The organism is Salmonella sp. GDC200615 (assembly GCF_050574145.1).
Classification (GTDB): Bacteria; Pseudomonadota; Gammaproteobacteria; order Enterobacterales; family Enterobacteriaceae; genus Salmonella; species Salmonella enterica.
Window position 1 is genome coordinate 1,848,308 of record NZ_CP192247.1, and the last position, 15,166, is coordinate 1,863,473.

The 15,166-nt window shown below is 43.9% G+C and carries 12 protein-coding genes, 4 tRNA genes, 1 other RNA gene and 7 pseudogenes; 12 read left to right on the forward strand and 12 right to left on the reverse strand.

Annotated features, from left to right (window positions below; translation table 11 throughout):
- Positions 1-345 (forward strand): annotated as a pseudogene (locus tag ACQ29O_RS08630) (shufflon system plasmid conjugative transfer pilus tip adhesin PilV); the annotation flags it as partial.
- A 227-nt stretch (positions 346-572) separates the two neighbouring features.
- On the opposite strand, the gene ACQ29O_RS08635 reads toward ACQ29O_RS08630, so the two are convergent.
- Positions 573-1,454, reverse strand: coding sequence for a toll/interleukin-1 receptor domain-containing protein (locus ACQ29O_RS08635; RefSeq protein WP_000028416.1), 882 nt, complete (start codon positions 1,452-1,454; stop codon positions 573-575).
- A 410-nt stretch (positions 1,455-1,864) separates the two neighbouring features.
- Here ACQ29O_RS08635 and ACQ29O_RS08640 point away from each other — a divergent pair, with 410 nt between their 5' ends.
- Together ACQ29O_RS08640 and ACQ29O_RS08645 are read left to right on the forward strand one after the other, a co-directional pair.
- The gene (locus ACQ29O_RS08640; protein WP_000072670.1) at positions 1,865-2,428 is read left to right on the forward strand and encodes a hypothetical protein; all 564 of its coding nucleotides are present in this window, start codon (positions 1,865-1,867) and stop codon (positions 2,426-2,428) included.
- Positions 2,429-2,789: 361 nt separating this feature from the next.
- Positions 2,790-3,287 carry a hypothetical protein gene (locus ACQ29O_RS08645; RefSeq protein ID WP_001084817.1) on the forward strand — a complete coding sequence of 166 codons (498 nt, stop codon included), beginning with the start codon at positions 2,790-2,792 and terminating at the stop codon, positions 3,285-3,287.
- 23 nt (positions 3,288-3,310) lie between these two features.
- On the opposite strand, the pseudogene ACQ29O_RS08650 reads toward ACQ29O_RS08645, so the two are convergent.
- Positions 3,311-3,502: pseudogene (locus ACQ29O_RS08650) on the reverse strand (hypothetical protein); the annotation flags it as partial.
- Between the two features lie 263 nt (positions 3,503-3,765).
- Between ACQ29O_RS08650 and ACQ29O_RS08655 the strand changes: the two are divergent.
- Positions 3,766-3,999, forward strand: coding sequence for a hypothetical protein (locus ACQ29O_RS08655; protein WP_001747333.1), 234 nt, complete (start codon positions 3,766-3,768; stop codon positions 3,997-3,999).
- Positions 4,000-4,088: 89 nt separating this feature from the next.
- On the opposite strand, the gene ACQ29O_RS08660 is transcribed toward ACQ29O_RS08655, so the two are convergent.
- The 5 genes and pseudogenes from ACQ29O_RS08660 to mtfA all read right to left on the reverse strand — a co-directional run bounded on the left by ACQ29O_RS08660 (position 4,089) and on the right by mtfA (position 7,486).
- Entirely contained in the window at positions 4,089-5,363 is a 1,275-nt protein-coding gene (locus ACQ29O_RS08660) for a tyrosine-type recombinase/integrase (RefSeq protein ID WP_001676442.1), read from the reverse strand.
- Between the two features lie 179 nt (positions 5,364-5,542).
- A tRNA-Asn gene (locus tag ACQ29O_RS08665) sits at positions 5,543-5,618 on the reverse strand.
- A 421-nt stretch (positions 5,619-6,039) separates the two neighbouring features.
- Positions 6,040-6,345 (reverse strand): annotated as a pseudogene (locus tag ACQ29O_RS08670) (Arm DNA-binding domain-containing protein); the annotation flags it as partial.
- A gap of 167 nt (positions 6,346-6,512) precedes the next feature.
- A tRNA-Asn gene (locus ACQ29O_RS08675) sits at positions 6,513-6,588 on the reverse strand.
- Between the two features lie 100 nt (positions 6,589-6,688).
- Positions 6,689-7,486 (reverse strand): DgsA anti-repressor MtfA, encoded by a 798-nt coding sequence (mtfA, locus tag ACQ29O_RS08680; protein ID WP_000598920.1) that lies wholly within the window; start codon positions 7,484-7,486, stop codon positions 6,689-6,691.
- A gap of 88 nt (positions 7,487-7,574) precedes the next feature.
- Between mtfA and ACQ29O_RS08685 the strand changes: the two genes are divergently transcribed.
- From ACQ29O_RS08685 to ACQ29O_RS08695, 3 genes and pseudogenes are all read left to right on the forward strand, one after another.
- Positions 7,575-7,664, forward strand: a tRNA-Ser gene (locus ACQ29O_RS08685).
- Between the two features lie 290 nt (positions 7,665-7,954).
- Positions 7,955-8,065, forward strand: a pseudogene (locus tag ACQ29O_RS08690) (DUF6387 family protein); the annotation flags it as partial.
- Positions 8,066-8,678: 613 nt separating this feature from the next.
- The gene (locus ACQ29O_RS08695) at positions 8,679-9,497 is read left to right on the forward strand and encodes a hypothetical protein (protein WP_001176779.1); all 819 of its coding nucleotides are present in this window, start codon (positions 8,679-8,681) and stop codon (positions 9,495-9,497) included.
- A 260-nt stretch (positions 9,498-9,757) separates the two neighbouring features.
- Here ACQ29O_RS08695 and ACQ29O_RS08700 read toward each other — a convergent pair.
- Positions 9,758-9,889: pseudogene (locus ACQ29O_RS08700) on the reverse strand (transposase); the annotation flags it as partial.
- A 69-nt stretch (positions 9,890-9,958) separates the two neighbouring features.
- On the opposite strand from ACQ29O_RS08700, the gene ACQ29O_RS08705 reads away from it, so the two are divergent.
- Positions 9,959-10,981: an IS110-like element ISSaen1 family transposase gene (locus ACQ29O_RS08705; protein ID WP_001028172.1), complete on the forward strand. Its 1,023-nt coding sequence runs from the start codon at positions 9,959-9,961 to the stop codon at positions 10,979-10,981.
- 205 nt (positions 10,982-11,186) lie between these two features.
- Here ACQ29O_RS08705 and ACQ29O_RS08710 read toward each other — a convergent pair.
- The 4 genes and pseudogenes from ACQ29O_RS08710 to ACQ29O_RS08725 all read right to left on the reverse strand — a co-directional run.
- Positions 11,187-11,303, reverse strand: a pseudogene (locus ACQ29O_RS08710) (transposase); the annotation flags it as partial.
- 82 nt (positions 11,304-11,385) lie between these two features.
- Positions 11,386-11,484 (reverse strand): annotated as a pseudogene (locus ACQ29O_RS08715) (tyrosine-type recombinase/integrase); the annotation flags it as partial.
- A 248-nt stretch (positions 11,485-11,732) separates the two neighbouring features.
- Positions 11,733-11,868, reverse strand: a non-coding RNA gene (locus ACQ29O_RS08720) — RtT sRNA.
- A 48-nt stretch (positions 11,869-11,916) separates the two neighbouring features.
- A tRNA-Ser gene (locus ACQ29O_RS08725) sits at positions 11,917-12,004 on the reverse strand.
- Positions 12,005-12,239: 235 nt separating this feature from the next.
- Between ACQ29O_RS08725 and ghrA the strand changes: the two genes are divergently transcribed.
- The 4 genes from ghrA (at position 12,240) to ACQ29O_RS08745 (ending at position 15,161) form a co-directional block, all read left to right on the forward strand.
- Positions 12,240-13,178 (forward strand): glyoxylate/hydroxypyruvate reductase GhrA, encoded by a 939-nt coding sequence (gene ghrA, locus ACQ29O_RS08730; RefSeq protein WP_000402551.1) that lies wholly within the window; start codon positions 12,240-12,242, stop codon positions 13,176-13,178.
- An 84-nt stretch (positions 13,179-13,262) separates the two neighbouring features.
- The gene (locus tag ACQ29O_RS08735) at positions 13,263-14,000 is read left to right on the forward strand and encodes a phosphatase (protein ID WP_000283643.1); all 738 of its coding nucleotides are present in this window, start codon (positions 13,263-13,265) and stop codon (positions 13,998-14,000) included.
- A 23-nt stretch (positions 14,001-14,023) separates the two neighbouring features.
- Positions 14,024-14,578, forward strand: coding sequence for a TorD/DmsD family molecular chaperone (locus tag ACQ29O_RS08740; protein WP_001001883.1), 555 nt, complete (start codon positions 14,024-14,026; stop codon positions 14,576-14,578).
- A gap of 100 nt (positions 14,579-14,678) precedes the next feature.
- Entirely contained in the window at positions 14,679-15,161 is a 483-nt protein-coding gene (locus ACQ29O_RS08745) for a DUF1097 domain-containing protein (protein ID WP_001675581.1), read from the forward strand.
- Positions 15,162-15,166: the final 5 nt, after the last annotated feature.

Consider the following 15,166-nt stretch of genomic DNA (forward strand, 5'->3'; position numbering starts at 1 on the left):
TATTTTAATGATCAGGCGACTTTAAATGCGAAATGTACGCCTAATGGTCTGGTGGGCCGAGACAGTATGGGTAAGGTTTTATCCTGCGTCAGTGGTAAGTGGCAAACAGTAAGTGGTGATAGATTAAAAGGTATTTATATCACGATCACAGACCAAGTATCGGGCTATAAGTGTGTAATACCAAACAGCGATACAAGGGGATGTTCTTGCCCGGGATCGGCATATAGCTCAAAATACAGCTATTTATCAGGAACGTTAATTGCTCAATATGATGATCAACGTTGTGGTGGTGGAAAGAATGATCACTTTTATAGTAATTACAGAAGATTATATGCATGCCAATAATGTTAACTGTTGAGGAATTAATGTTTGTGTTTAAACATTATAATAAAATTTAACTTTTAATAAATAACATATTATTTAATAAGTGTCTTTTAAAGATATTCACTTTTATAATATATCTGATTGTCTAATATATAGGGAGTAGTTTACAGCTCAATGAGTTGATTCAGTTTTCCCAAGTGATATGTATTCTCTCCAATGGAGAGTTCCCTTTCGCTTAAATATTTATTTCATTTCAATAATGATTCAAGCTGTTCAGCAATTTCATCAATGGTATTTATCGATGTATTTAATGCCATTTTATCTACTAGTGTAGGGCTGAATTTTAAAATATCAGATTTAGATACTTCGTGCCAGATAGGCAGTATTACTTGGTTTTCACCGCTCATCTCTCTAGCAGTCAAACCATTTAATTCATACTCTGTCCAGTCCTTTTTGATAAAGGATTTAGATAAAACAACAACTCCAAACCGAGAATTTGCTAATCCATAATCGATTGTCTTACGTAGACTTTTACCCCAGCCTAAAGAGAATTCGTCATACCATACATTTATCCCTTTTGCTCTTAACAACTCAGCAAGGGGACGGACAAAACTATCTTTATCTTCTGTTGCATGAGAGATAAAAACATCATAACTCTCTGTAATATCTTCTGTCTCATCAGATTTGTTGATGACTGGACGATTGAATTTATGGCTTGGAGATATTGCCCTTTTCTGCGATTTCAATTCTCGTGTGATTTTCTTCTGGTAATCTAATTGTTCTTTTTCAAGTTTCTTCTGTGCAGCAATTCTTTTTTTCTGGTCATTCTCTTGCTCTTTAATGAGTTGTAATTGATAACGGTGTAAGTCTCCAGTTTTTGCTGTTATTTTTTTATTAATATCTGCTTTTTTAGAGTTACATCTTGAAATATCATTTTTATGACGAGAGATCTCTGACATTTTGGAATTCAATGTGCTTAAAGACGTTGACTTAGTGACGCTACGCTTTATTTGATTGATTTTTCCTGAAAGTTGGGCCTCTTTACGCTGCTCATCAGAAAGTTGTTTTTGTAGACTAGCAATGTCTTTTTGTATTCTGTTGATATTTGACATTGTGGTGCTTATAGACATCAGATTAACTCCCTGAGATATTTACATATGGTGTATACTACACTATCTATGTACTTGTAGGCGATTGATTTTACCTAATAATATATCGATAAAAGAGGACTTTCTTATCAGGCCGTTCTAACTCTATACTTCAACACCTGAACATGATCTCCATCATTGAAGTATTTAGCTCCGCTGGTAAAGGTGCTTAGTCTTTTGGCGTGCCCGGAATGACCACTGTTGCTTGGCGCGTGGACAATAAATTTACGCGTTTAGTTGGTCATTTTTGCTCCAATATTCTTAATGGATACATTCCCCTTCATTATGAAATTTGCATTAATATCATTAAAATGAATGTCATTTGATATTTATTATTAGGTATAGAAATGTGTATAATCGATTATTGTTTTATGTATACGATATGGTGGGAAATGAGTAATACTACAGATTGGATTAATACTATATCTAATGTGATGATCGCCGGTTCTGCGATTTATGGCGCTTTTAAGGCTAAGAGCTATTTCAAAAGTAAAAATGATGAGGAAGCATATAATGATGCAAAAAAATTGATATTTGAACTGTATCCTCAATATAGAATTGATTTGCATAAATTGGTTATCGTTTTGTTATCAATGACATCCAATAGAATTCCAAATGATATATTGGAAACTCGGTTGGAGAAAATTACCAATAGACTGTCTAATACACAAATTGAAATTGTAACTATCAGTTCCAATATTATTGAACGCCATAGATGGAAGATCAGAGATGATTTTAAAGAGTCTTTTGAAATAATTAAAAATATCTATAGGAATAAATTAAGTTTTCCATTGATTAATGTAGTGGATGAAGTAAGTCAAAGCACAGAAACTGAAAGGCAAAATATACTTAGAGAATTAATAGGGAAATGTCATGAAGGTATTGATGCCATTCATACATTCACAGATAATAAATTTAGAGTTGACGAGTATTTCGTTCGTCCCTTTTTAAACTAATTTTTCTATAAGAAGATTGATATGAGCAATGAGAAAACATCAGAGGAATCATTTTTCAATAACATAAAAAGTTCCTTGATCGAGCGTTTCACGACACCATTATATGTATATGTTATTTCAGCCTTCTGTATTGATAATTGGGATAAGATATTATTTATTATGTTTGGAAAAGGGAACATTGAGTATAGGACGTCGATAGTTCAAATGCAGGGCATTAACTTTTGGCAACCTATTGTTTACGGTATAATCATAACCATAGTAATGCCTTTTTTATCAAGAGCGATAGAATTTTTCCATCTTAAGTCGGACAGATATTATCTGTACTCTTTCCTCCAAAAGGGACTCTCGTAGGGTAAAAAGTATGAACTCTATTAGAGTGATTGAACGTCAACATGAAATAGATATGATTGAAGGTGAAGCAAAACATAAAGCAGAACTTGAAAGAATAAAATCTGAATCTCAATACAATACGAGCGAGTTAAAAGAAAAACTTGAACGGCTTGATATAATTGTCAAAAACCAAGAAGCGCGAAATAATGAACTATTAGAAGAGCGAAAAAAATTAGATGATGATCTCAATAATATATTCATTTTTGTAGATGATCTTAGGGAAACTGTATTGAGAGTAAATAATGCTTATAATCGGTCTATGAAAGAAGATGATGTTGTAAGGAAAAACATGATATTATCCCCTATATATGAGATAATAAAGGAATCAAAATTTAAAGACATAGAGAAATATCTAGAAAAAGTCGGTGTTCTTGAAAATAGTTTAAAACGTCTCCGAGACTCCGAAAGAAAAACATTTTCAATGGATGAACTGGAAAATAACGACTATAATGCAATAAATGCCGATTAAGACACGTTATTTAAAATAATTACCTAAGCATGATAATCATGTTGTAAATATATAATACTGTATTGATAAACAGATTGGATACCACTTGTGCGATACCCCGTCCAATCATCCATCAATGCCACATGCTTAGCCCATAGCGTCCCATGTTGATACTCTGCTTTGGCCTTATCTTCTAACTGGTGAGCTAACGCATGTTCAATGATATTCCTCGCGTATTATGAGCACGGCCTCCCCACTGATTTTCAGAAGGCAACAATTTCAGGATGACAATGAGCTTTTAGCGTATCTTGTTCCTGTTAGACAAAATATTTTTATAAATAAAATCAATTAACTACACGTATACTGTGATTTTATACAGCAATGATGTTGTCTTTAGTGGAATTAAAGCTTATAAAGAATATGGTTATAACTGCATATAGTGATTTTTTTGATGAAGACACTACATAAGTGATGTTCATGACTTTTGGGGATGCGTTTAATGAGTAAAAATGTAAAACAGACTTCTGAAAATGTGGCTTCTACTGCTGCAAAAACGCTGACTGATCCTAATGCCTCAGCCATCCAGAAAAGCCTTGCGGGTTCCGCGCTTTCTCAACGTGGGACGTCAAACCAGACCAGTGGCAAAATGGAACATAAGGCATCATCGGCCCTTGATAACCCACGCTCTAGCGAATTAACGAAGCAGCTTGCTGCATCGGTATTGGCACAATAAAACAAAGGGCGTAAGTGATAAGTAACAGGGAGAGTAAAACCTCCCTGTATTTTTTGATTTAATGCGATTGTTTGCTTGTAGGAAGGTGATTATTGTTTCTGAGCAAACTCAAACGGCCTGACCATCTCATACCGATTCTCATCAAGAAAATCAGCCCACCACTGGAGCATCAGGCGGCGTTGGTCAAGATGCTTGGCCTTATGGGTATAGGCTGCGCGAACGCTGTTACTTTCCTTATGGCTCATTTGAAGCTCTACAGCATCTTCTGACCATAGACCAGACTCAATTAAGGCACTACACGCCAGTGTGCGGAAACCATGACCGCAGATGTCCTGTGTGGTGTCATAGCCCATCTTACGTAGCGCCTTGTTAATAGTGTTTTCACTCATGGGTTTGAATGAATCATAACAGCCAGTGAAAATTAATTCTGCTTCGTTGCCTTCTTCATAGGTAAGCTGGCGGATCTCTTTCAGTATCTTGAGAGCCTGCCTGCAAAGGGGAACGAAGTGCTGACGTTTCATTTTAGCCCCACGAGTCGAGTGCTTGACGTTTTCAATCGCTTCCCGCTGTTCGGGGATCACCCATAACTTACTTTTGAAGTCGATTTCCGACCACCGGGCGAAACGAAGTTCGCTGGAACGAATGAAGATCAGCAGATTGAGTTTAATCGCTAGCGTAGTCAGTCCACGACCTTTGTAGGCATCAATACGTTCAAGCAGTAGCGGGATCTCTTCCAGCTCCAGTGCAGGGCGGTGTTCCGTCTCTGGTTTCTGGACAGCGCCTTCCATATCATAGGCCGGATTATGACGCATAAGCTTTTGCTGGACGGCATGACGTAGGATCGCGGTGATGTATTGCTTAATCCGCATGGCAATTTCAAGGTAGCCGAGTGTTTCCGCTTTTTTGACCGGGACAAGCAGATCACCCGTATCCAGTTCTGAAACGTTTCTGTCGCCTATATCCGGGAAGACATAGGTTTCAAGGCGCTTCCAGACAGTATCGGCGTAATCTTCTGACCATTTTGTTTTGGTGGCAAACCAGCTTTTGGCGACGACACGGAACGAGCGGGTTTTATCCCGCTTCTCCTGAAGGACTTTTTCATCAGCCTGTTTTTTAGCGTTCGGGTCAATCCCCTGAGCCAGCAGCCTTTTGGCCTCGTCCCGGCGTTGTCTGGCATCGGCAAGTGAAACCGCAGGGTAAACCCCAATGGAAAACACCTTCTGTTTGCCATCAAAGCGATAGCCTAACTGCCAGTATTTTGAACCGTTAGGATGCACCAGCAGATAGAGGCCAAACCCGTCAGTGAGCTTGACGGCCTTTTCCGATGGTCTGGTATTTTTTACTTTGGTATCAGTAAGTGACATGACGGTTCCCTCCGCGTGCTGGTAAAACACAAATCGAACCAGCTTTACCAGCATTTTTACCAGCAAAAGGGTATGGCTTCGAGTGGTTTTTAGTGAACGAGAGTGAACCTGAAGAAGGGAATAACCAGTTGATATAAATGCAGAAAGCAGACGTCAGTGAACGTCTGCTTTCCTTAATTTGGCTCCTCTGACTGGACTCGAACCAGTGACATACGGATTAACAGTCCGCCGTTCTACCGACTGAACTACAGAGGAATCGTGTGAACGGGGCGCATAGTAACGATGTGCGATCGGCTTGTCAAAGGGGGAAATAAGGTTGCGCGTTTGTTTGCTGACAAAAACAACAAAGCGTTGAAGTTTTGATCTAATTTCTACTTTGCCCCGGCATGGCGCAACTTTGTCTGTAATTGCACAAGTCAAATGCTGTGACCTTACCGCAATGGCTATGTGCCGGCGTCTGATGAAACGTGAAAAACTGGCAGGCACTTGGCAAATAATTCTGAGACATAACGCCGTAGAGATTAAGGGCAGGGGGCAGAATGAACTTTAGACGTGAAATATTTTGTAAAAATGGTTGATACAGGCAGTCTGACGCCGGTAGCGGAAATGGCAGATAAATTTCTGGTGCAGGCGAAAAGATTTCCGTCAATATCATAGGCAGAATTATGGCGCATCAGCTTTTGGCGACGACACGGGACGAGCGGGTTTTATCGCGCTTTTCCTGAAGGATTTTTTCATCAGCCTGTTTTTTGCGTTCGGGTCAATCCCCTGAGCCAGCAGCCTTTTGACCTCGTCACGGCGTTGTCTGGCATCAGTAAGAGAAACCGCAAGGTAAACCCCAATAGAAAACACCTTCTGTTTGCCATTGAAGCGATAGCCTGTCTGCCAGTATTTTGAATCGATAGAGGCCAAACCCGTCAGTGAGCTTGACGGCCTTTTCCGCTGGTCTGGCATTTTTTACTTTAGTATCAGTCAGTGACATGACGGTTCCCCCCGCGTGCTGGTAAAACGCAAATCGAACCAGCTTTACCAGCAAAAGGGTATGGCTTCGAGTGGTTTTTAGTGAACGAGGGTGAACCTGAAGAAGGGCATAACCAGTTGATATAAATGCAGAAAGCAGACGTCACTGAACGTCTGCTTCCCTAAATTTGGCTCCTCTGACTGGACTCGAACCAGTGACATACGGATTAACAGTCCGCCGCTCTACCGACTGAACTACAGAGGAATTGTTTCAACGAGGCGCATAATACTGGGCCGGCTATAACGTGTCAACAGTAAAATTAACGCGCCAATTCAATTGGTTAATTAACCCACAAAGTGAGGAATTAATGTTCGGATTCCTCGCCGTAGTCGCCTTCGGCAGCGCTTACCCGTAAGCGCTGAGAAGGATCCTGGCGATAGAACTGGCAAAAACGCTGCCATAGTGCCGGGAAACGTGGAGCAAACAGTTCTGGCGCGCTGAAAAAATACTCTGACAACACGGCAAAACATTCTGCAGGGTCGGTGGCGGCATAGGCATCTATACTGGCAGCGCTTTCGCCAACAAGATCGATTTCATCCTGAATATTATTCATTGCCGCGTGGAGATCGTGTTCCCAGCCAGCCACATCGCGTAACGGGATGAAAGGGATGCCGCTGGCGCGATCGCCATTACGCATATCCAGTTTGTGCGCGACTTCATGAATAATGAGGTTGAAACCCGAAGCATCGAACGAGTCCTGGATATCCAGCCAGTTCAGAATGATGGGCCCTTGTTGCCAGCTTTGCCCCGACTGTACGACACGCTGGCTATGCACCAGACCTATGTCATCTTCCCATTCATCATCTACCACAAAGGGCGCGGGATAAATGAGCACTTCATGAAAACCATCAAGCCACTCAATACCGAGCTCCAGGATCGGTAAGCAAAAAATTAACGCAATACGTGCACTTTTTAACGAGTCGAGCTCAAATCCCTGTAGCGCTACCAGTCTTTTCTGCTGCAAAAAACGTTCGGCTAGCGCAATAAGCCGAGCCTGTTCTTGCGCGGTGAGGTTTACCAGAAGAGGTATAGCCAGCGCATCATCCCACGGCCAGTCTTCGTTCTGGGTTATTTCTTGTGCTTTCCAGGGCCACTTAATCATCGTTTTGCTCGTAAACTCGTCACTTGAACAAAATTACCCGAATAGGGTCTGTTAAAATGCCAAATTACCTGGCATCATTGCAATATACGGAGAGATGCCGGAGCGGCTGAACGGACCGGTCTCGAAAACCGGAGTAGGGGCAACTCTACCGGGGGTTCAAATCCCCCTCTCTCCGCCAATCATTCAACAAAATCAATCACTGACAAAGCGTTTTTGATTTCGTCATACATAAATCCCTGCATTAAAATTTCTTTCACTCGCTCGATTTTTCTTACTACTGATGCTGTTTTTTACCATTTTGCTGCGCGTCGGGCATCCACTTTTATCTTCTTTAGCTCACAAGCTCACACTCTTTTGCAACGCCCATCTCACATCTCTGGTGACAAAACAGTTTAACTGCCGTTGCTTCACACGGATCCTGTGAGGGTATCTTAAAGGAAATGGATTGCTGGAGGATGGAGGAAAAGAGGCGAAATCTTTTTCAGTGGTGATACCGCCTCCCTTGGACATGAGCTTGCCAGAACCTACGCGGTAAATCCTACGACACGAAGCCACGCGCAATTTTATGCGAAAACGCTGGCAATAGCCTTGCTGACTGATGCAAGCTATCTAAAATCGCTTGAAGATGACATCATGCAAAACAATCGCTTAAAAGACTCACCTGTTGATAAGCATGTTGAGGACGAAAAGAAGAAGAAAAATGCAGCCAGGTAAAAAGGGTTACGTTCGCCGTAAGCGAACGTGATCGCATCCAGCCTTAACGAACCTTTTTCCGTTCATCTCCCTTCATGTTTTCAAAAAACTCTTTTATGAATGCCCCTAAAACGTCATACGCGAATTCGCTATTATTGTTCCCGTCGCGACAACATAGGGATTACGTAAAAAAACAGAGGGCAGACATTGAAAATATTGGAAATAACGTAAAACGATTTGTCCGTGTTTTTATCTGTCATTTAAACTTACAGAAATGGCTGTACTGCTATCAGTATAAAGATAATTTCAGTTGTCCAGATAAATCATTTTTAAAACTATTTGTATTAACAGGGTTTATTCATTTATTGAATGGATGCGTGCTCGTTTGGTCTTGTCATCTTGACGCTTTGAGATCACATATTCTATTCTATCATAGACAGCAGGGAAAATTAGCTTCTGGGATCGATTTTTGATTAATAAAATATTGGATGGAACCACGATGCAATTACCAGAACAGGATGAGTTTTCTGATTTTTTTGCTGCCAATGATGATGAACAAGCCTCTTTAAGGCGTAAGTTTTTTTTGGAGAAACATAAAGAACCGTGTCTGTCTGAGTCTGCATTAGAGGACTACCAGGCGCTGTTTATGAGTATCTACGGAATTAATATTGACTGGAAAGAGGGGACTTTTAGCCTGCTTGAGGCACTTTCAGATAATCAGGGAGGGAAGCCTGTCACGGTCAAATTCGATTATGACAGTGAGATTGAAACAGCAACGATAAATTTGGTTGATACGCAGTATGTGTTTCATCACTACCCAATGGGAAGTGATGGTTTTGATACAGAACTGGTGCGCATTGAGCATATATTGGCTAATAGTGGATATAGTTTGCGGGTATATCAGAACAGCACTTTTAGTGATACATTATCGTTCTTACTCATTCCGTCAGATGAGTGGAAACGTGTTGAACAGCATTATAGCCCAGAGCATATTTCTGAATACTTTGTTCCGTATGGAAAACAACTTGTTATTCCTGAGGTTACTGCTCCAGTCGTAAATTATGTGCCATCCGTTAAACAAGAAGCATCAAATGTCCCAGCGTTGTTTAATGCTCGGGGTATCCGTATTTGTTTTTTAAGTATAATGCTAATCGCATTTGCAATTTATATTTTGTGGAATATCCTGACAAAAATAGAGTCTTTATCATCAGGCCAACCTGCTGGCTGTGAAAATCTACAAAATTTATACTCAAAATTACGTCCAGAAGTAGCCGAGCCATTAAAAGAAAAAATGCGTAAGGGTTTGGGCTGTAAATGATAAATTTTCAGTTTAAGAAAATTACACTAATGGATAGGTAATAGAGATATATTTAATTTGATATTGTGTTATCGAAATAGTAATAACAGATAATATACATATTCTTGCGGTGGTGGATGAAGCGATTTTTATCTTATTTGTACAGGAAAAGAAAAAGAGTTTTTTTAGCTACCATGACTCTTATTAATTTTGTTGCCGCAAATCAAAAATACTACGCTTTTAATTTGTTGTCAGTGTTTATCATGGTGTTCTGGTCAGTTCAGTACCTCCTGCAGCATCTCCTTGTCCAGACTCAGGTCAGCCACCAGCTTCTTCAGCCGCTGATTCTCATCCTCCAGTTGCCGCAGACGCCGCAGTTCCGTCACGCCCGGCCCGGCAAATTTTTTCTTCCAGTTAATGGGATGGACTACTTCCTCCCGCTGCGGTTAACTGTACGAAATGTGCTCACCAGGAGAATCACCATGAATATCGTATTTCTGGGTATTGATCTGGCTAAAAATGTTTTTCAGCTCTGCGGGTTAAACCAGGCCGGCAAACCGGTTTATACGAAACGCACTGGCCGAAAAGAATTGCTCCAGACGCTGGCAAATATTCCTGCATGTCTGATTGGGATCGAAGCGTCCACCGGGGCATTTTACTGGCAGCGTGAGTTTGAGAAACTGGGGCACAAAGTAAAGGTCATCAGTCCTCAGTATGTAAGACCCTTTGTCCGCGGGCAAAAAAATGATGGTAATGATGCACAGGCCATCGCAGTGGCTCTGATGCAACCGACAATGCAGTTCGTGCCGCCAAAAAGCCCCGAACAGCAGGATATCCAGGCTTTACACCGGGCAAGGCAGCGTATTGTCAATCACCGCACTGCTACAGTCTGTCAAATAAGGGGGCTGTTACTTGACCGGGGGATCCCCATTGGCAGTGCTGTCTCCAGAGCTCGCCGTGCTATTCCTCTTATCCTTGAAGATGCAGAAAACGGTCTAAGTTCCCGTATGCGCAGAACAATTGCCGAACTCTATGATCTCTTTAACGATCTCGGGCGTCGGATCCATTTTTTTGATAAGGAAATTGAAACAGTATTCAGGCAATCAGAAGCCTGTCCGCGTATCGCCAAAGTTAAAGGCATTGGTCCTAAAACGGCCACGGCCGTTGTTGCTGCTATTGGCAAAGGAACTGAATTTAAGAATGGTCGCCACTTTGCTGCATGGCTGGGTCTGGTTCCACGCCAGCATTCGAGTGGCGACAGGCAGGTGCTGATGAATATGACGAAAAAAGGCGACAAGCATCTGCGGACACTTTTTATTCATGGTGCCCGCGCTGTCGTCAGGGTTGCCACGAATAACAATGATGGTCATATGAATCAGTGGGTTAACCAGTTAAAGGAACGGCGCGGATTTAATAAAACGACCGTGGCGGTCGCTAACAAAAACGCGAGAATAATCTGGTCGATGCTGAGAAATGATACCGGGTATCAGGTAGTGTGTAATTAATCCCTTGCCAGCAAAAGTTGCAGCGTACTGAGAAATGATGACAGGTTGCACCTGCACAATCGGAACCTGATTTTTATACTGGCCTCAGAGGCCGTCCAGTTGTTGAGGCTACCCATTTGGGCACAGATTTTCCTGATGCCGGATAGATGTAAGCAACAAGCCAAAACCAGATTCAGTACTTGCAAAACGGAGGTAGTCCATAGATGTAAAATGTGGCCTCAGAAATTCCCATCTTTCTGCAGACTTCCCCGACGCGGGTGCCGGTTTCAGCCTGTTTCAGGGCAAATGCAATCTGTTCTTCGGTATAACGGGTCTTTTTCATGACAATGCGCCTCTCTGTGAGATGGAAGAAAGACTGGAAACTTCAGTTTAGACTGATACTGTTTACAGGGGGAAGGTCAAGCGCGAGGGGCAGGGGATACTTGATTGTTATCTTTCAAACGCGGTAAGCCTTCTAATAAAGCAACAGCAGCATCAGGCAGAGGAACTCGGTGCTTTTTACTACCGAGAGATACTTATGCAAACTTTTCTAAAGCGTTTCAGGTAGGGGAATGGGGCTGTTTTTTCACAATCTACAGCAACTTTCCCATAGCAGCCAAAGGTCCAAAAATAAACCTTTCATCAGGAAAATCACAGCAAAAACAAGAGGTTAATATGCAAAAAAAGTCCGTTTACACGAGCTTCTTTATGCAGTATTTTATGCAGGACAAAACCAATATTACGTTGTAATCGATTGATTTTGTATCAAATATGGCGGTGAGGGGGGGATTGACTCGCTGCGCTCGCCCTTCGGGCAGTCTCCTCGCAAGCTCGTCGTCTGTCCAACTGGCTGCGCCAGTTGTCGAACCCCGGTCGGTGGTTCTCATCCCCCCTTGGTTTGGGGGATACATATAAGCAAAAAGCCCGTACTTCTGTACAGGCTCTCAACTTAGATATGGCGGTGAGGGGGGGATTCGAACCCCCGATACGTTGCCGTATACACACTTTCCAGGCGTGCTCCTTCAGCCACTCGGACACCTCACCAAATTGTCGCTCCAGCATTACTGGAACGGGCGCTAATGTAGGGAAATATCTTTTCTACGTCAATCAACTTTTTTAAAAAAAAGCGCGTTTATACAAACTTCCACCAATCTGTGGTTTTAATAAGCGAAAACTGCTTTTTTTGCCCGCGCCGGGAAATTTACTATGCTGCACATCCCGTTGAAAACGCTGATAACAGGCGCAATCACATTCCGCACAATACTGCTCAGGAGATAACATGGAGATAATTTTTTATCACCCGACATTTAACGCCGCCTGGTGGGTAAATGCGCTGGAGAAGGCTCTCCCACATGCGCGCGTTCGTGAATGGAAGGTCGGTGATAACAACCCCGCAGACTATGCGCTTGTATGGCAGCCCCCGGTTGAAATGCTGGCCGGAAGACGCTTAAAAGCCGTCTTTGCGCTGGGCGCGGGGGTGGATGCAATTCTGAGTAAATTAAATGCGCATCCGGAAATGCTGGACGCCTCCATTCCTCTATTCCGTCTGGAAGATACCGGAATGGGCCTGCAAATGCAGGAATATGCCGTAAGTCAGGTATTACACTGGTTCCGTCGTTTCGATGATTATCAGGCGCTGAAAAATCAGGCGCTATGGAAACCGTTGCCGGAATATACCCGCGAAGAGTTTAGCGTCGGTATCATGGGCGCAGGGGTACTGGGCGCAAAAGTGGCAGAAAGTCTACAGGCGTGGGGGTTCCCGTTACGTTGCTGGAGTCGTAGCCGCAAATCCTGGCCTGGCGTGGAAAGTTATGTTGGGCGTGAAGAGCTGCACGCTTTCCTGAACCAGACGCGGGTGCTGATTAATCTGCTGCCGAATACGGCCCAAACGGTAGGAATTATTAATAGCGAATTGTTGGATCAATTGCCGGATGGCGCTTACGTGTTGAATCTCGCGCGCGGCGTGCATGTTCAGGAGGCGGATCTGCTGGCTGCGCTTGATAGCGGTAAGCTAAAAGGCGCGATGTTGGATGTCTTTAGCCAGGAACCGTTACCGCAGGAAAGTCCATTATGGCGCCATCCGCGAGTCGCCATGACGCCGCACATTGCGGCAGTCACCCGTCCAGCGGAAGCCATCGATTATATTAGCCGCACCATTACCCAGCTGGAGAAGGGAGAGCCGGTGACGGGGCAGGTGGATCGGGCGAGAGGATATTGACATCAACCCGGCGCGGGCCGGGTTTCGCTAAAAAACGCTGGCGATACCTGCTATCCTTGTCGGAAATGACTACAGGAGAGAGCAATGTATCCCGTTGACCTGCATATGCATACCGTCGCCAGCACTCATGCCTACAGTACTCTGAGCGATTATATCGCGGAAGCCAAACGCAAAGGCATTAAACTTTTTGCGATTACCGATCATGGTCCGGACATGGAAGATGCGCCGCATCACTGGCATTTTATTAACATGCGCATCTGGCCGCGTCTGGTTGACGGCGTGGGGATACTGCGTGGCATTGAGGCGAATATCAAGAACATTAACGGTGAAATTGATTGTTCCGGAAAGATGTTCGACTCGCTGGATCTGATTATCGCAGGCTTCCATGAGCCCGTTTTTGCGCCACATGATAAAGAAACCAATACCCAGGCGATGATCGCGACCATCGCCAGCGGCAAGGTGCATATAATTAGTCACCCCGGAAATCCAAAGTATCCAGTGGAGGTTAAAGCCATCGCGCAGGCGGCGGCGAAACACCATGTAGCGCTGGAAATAAACAACTCTTCTTTTCTGCATTCGCGTAAAGGAAGCGAAGATAATTGCCGCGCGGTCGCTGCCGCCGTACGCGATGCGGGAGGCTGGGTAGCGTTAGGCTCTGATTCCCATACGGCCTTTACGCTTGGCGATTTCACCGAATGCCGGAAAATTCTGGATGCGGTGAATTTTCCGGAAGATCGAATCCTGAACGTCTCTCCGCAGCGCTTACTGGCCTTTCTCGAATCACGCGGTATGGCGCCTGTACCGGAATTTGCCGAACTTTAATCGTTATTTACGGGAAGATATCAATGAATGAGTTTTCAATCCTGTGCCGTGTGCTGGGATCGTTGTTTTACCGCCAACCGCAAGATCCTTTACTGGTTCCGCTGTTTACGTTAATCCGTGAAGGTAAACTGGCGGCAAACTGGCCGCTGGAGCAGGATGACATGCTGGCGCGTTTACAGAAAAGCTGCGATATCACGCAGATTTCCACTGATTACAATGCGTTATTTGTTGGGGAAGAGTGCGCGGTAGCGCCATACCGCAGTGCGTGGGTCGAAGGCGCGGAAGAGTCTGAGGTGCGCGCTTTTTTAACGTCGCGAGGGATGCCGCTGGCCGATACGCCTGCCGATCACATTGGCACTTTATTGCTCGCGGCCTCCTGGCTGGAAGATCAGTCTGCCGAAGATGAAAGTGAAGCGCTGGAAACCTTATTTGCCGATTATCTGCTTCCCTGGTGCAATACCTTCCTCGGTAAAGTTGAAGCCCATGCCGTTACGCCATTCTGGCGCACTCTGGCGCCGCTAACGCGTGATGCGATAGGGGCCATGTGGGATGAACTTCAGGAAGAAGATGAAGAATAATGTGATGTAAACCACCCTTAACTGCAACTGGTTTTACATCATTGCATAAAATGTGTGCGTGTTCTCATTAATGCGCCGCTTTTCTGTTATGATGCGCGCCATGAACATACTTCTTTCTATTGCTATCACGACGGGCATCCTTTCTGGAATATGGGGATGGGTGGCCGTCTCCCTGGGGTTACTAAGCTGGGCCGGTTTTTTAGGTTGTACGGCTTATTTCGCCTGTCCGCAGGGCGGCTTTAAGGGATTGTTAATTTCCGTCTGTACGCTGTTAAGCGGTATGGTGTGGGCGCTGGTCATTATTCACGGTAGCGCGTTGGCGCCGCATCTGGAAATTGTCAGTTACGTGTTGACGGGGATCGTGGCATTCCTGATGTGTATCCAGGCAAAGCAGCTATTGCTTTCTTTTGTTCCGGGAACATTTATCGGCGCCTGCGCGACATTTGCAGGGCAGGGTGACTGGCGGTTGGTATTACCGTCGCTGGCGCTGGGGCTAATCTTTGGCTATGCCATGAAAAATAGTGGGCTATGGCTGGCATCACGCCGCGAGCAACATTCAGCGAATACGGCGGTCACAAAATAAAAAAG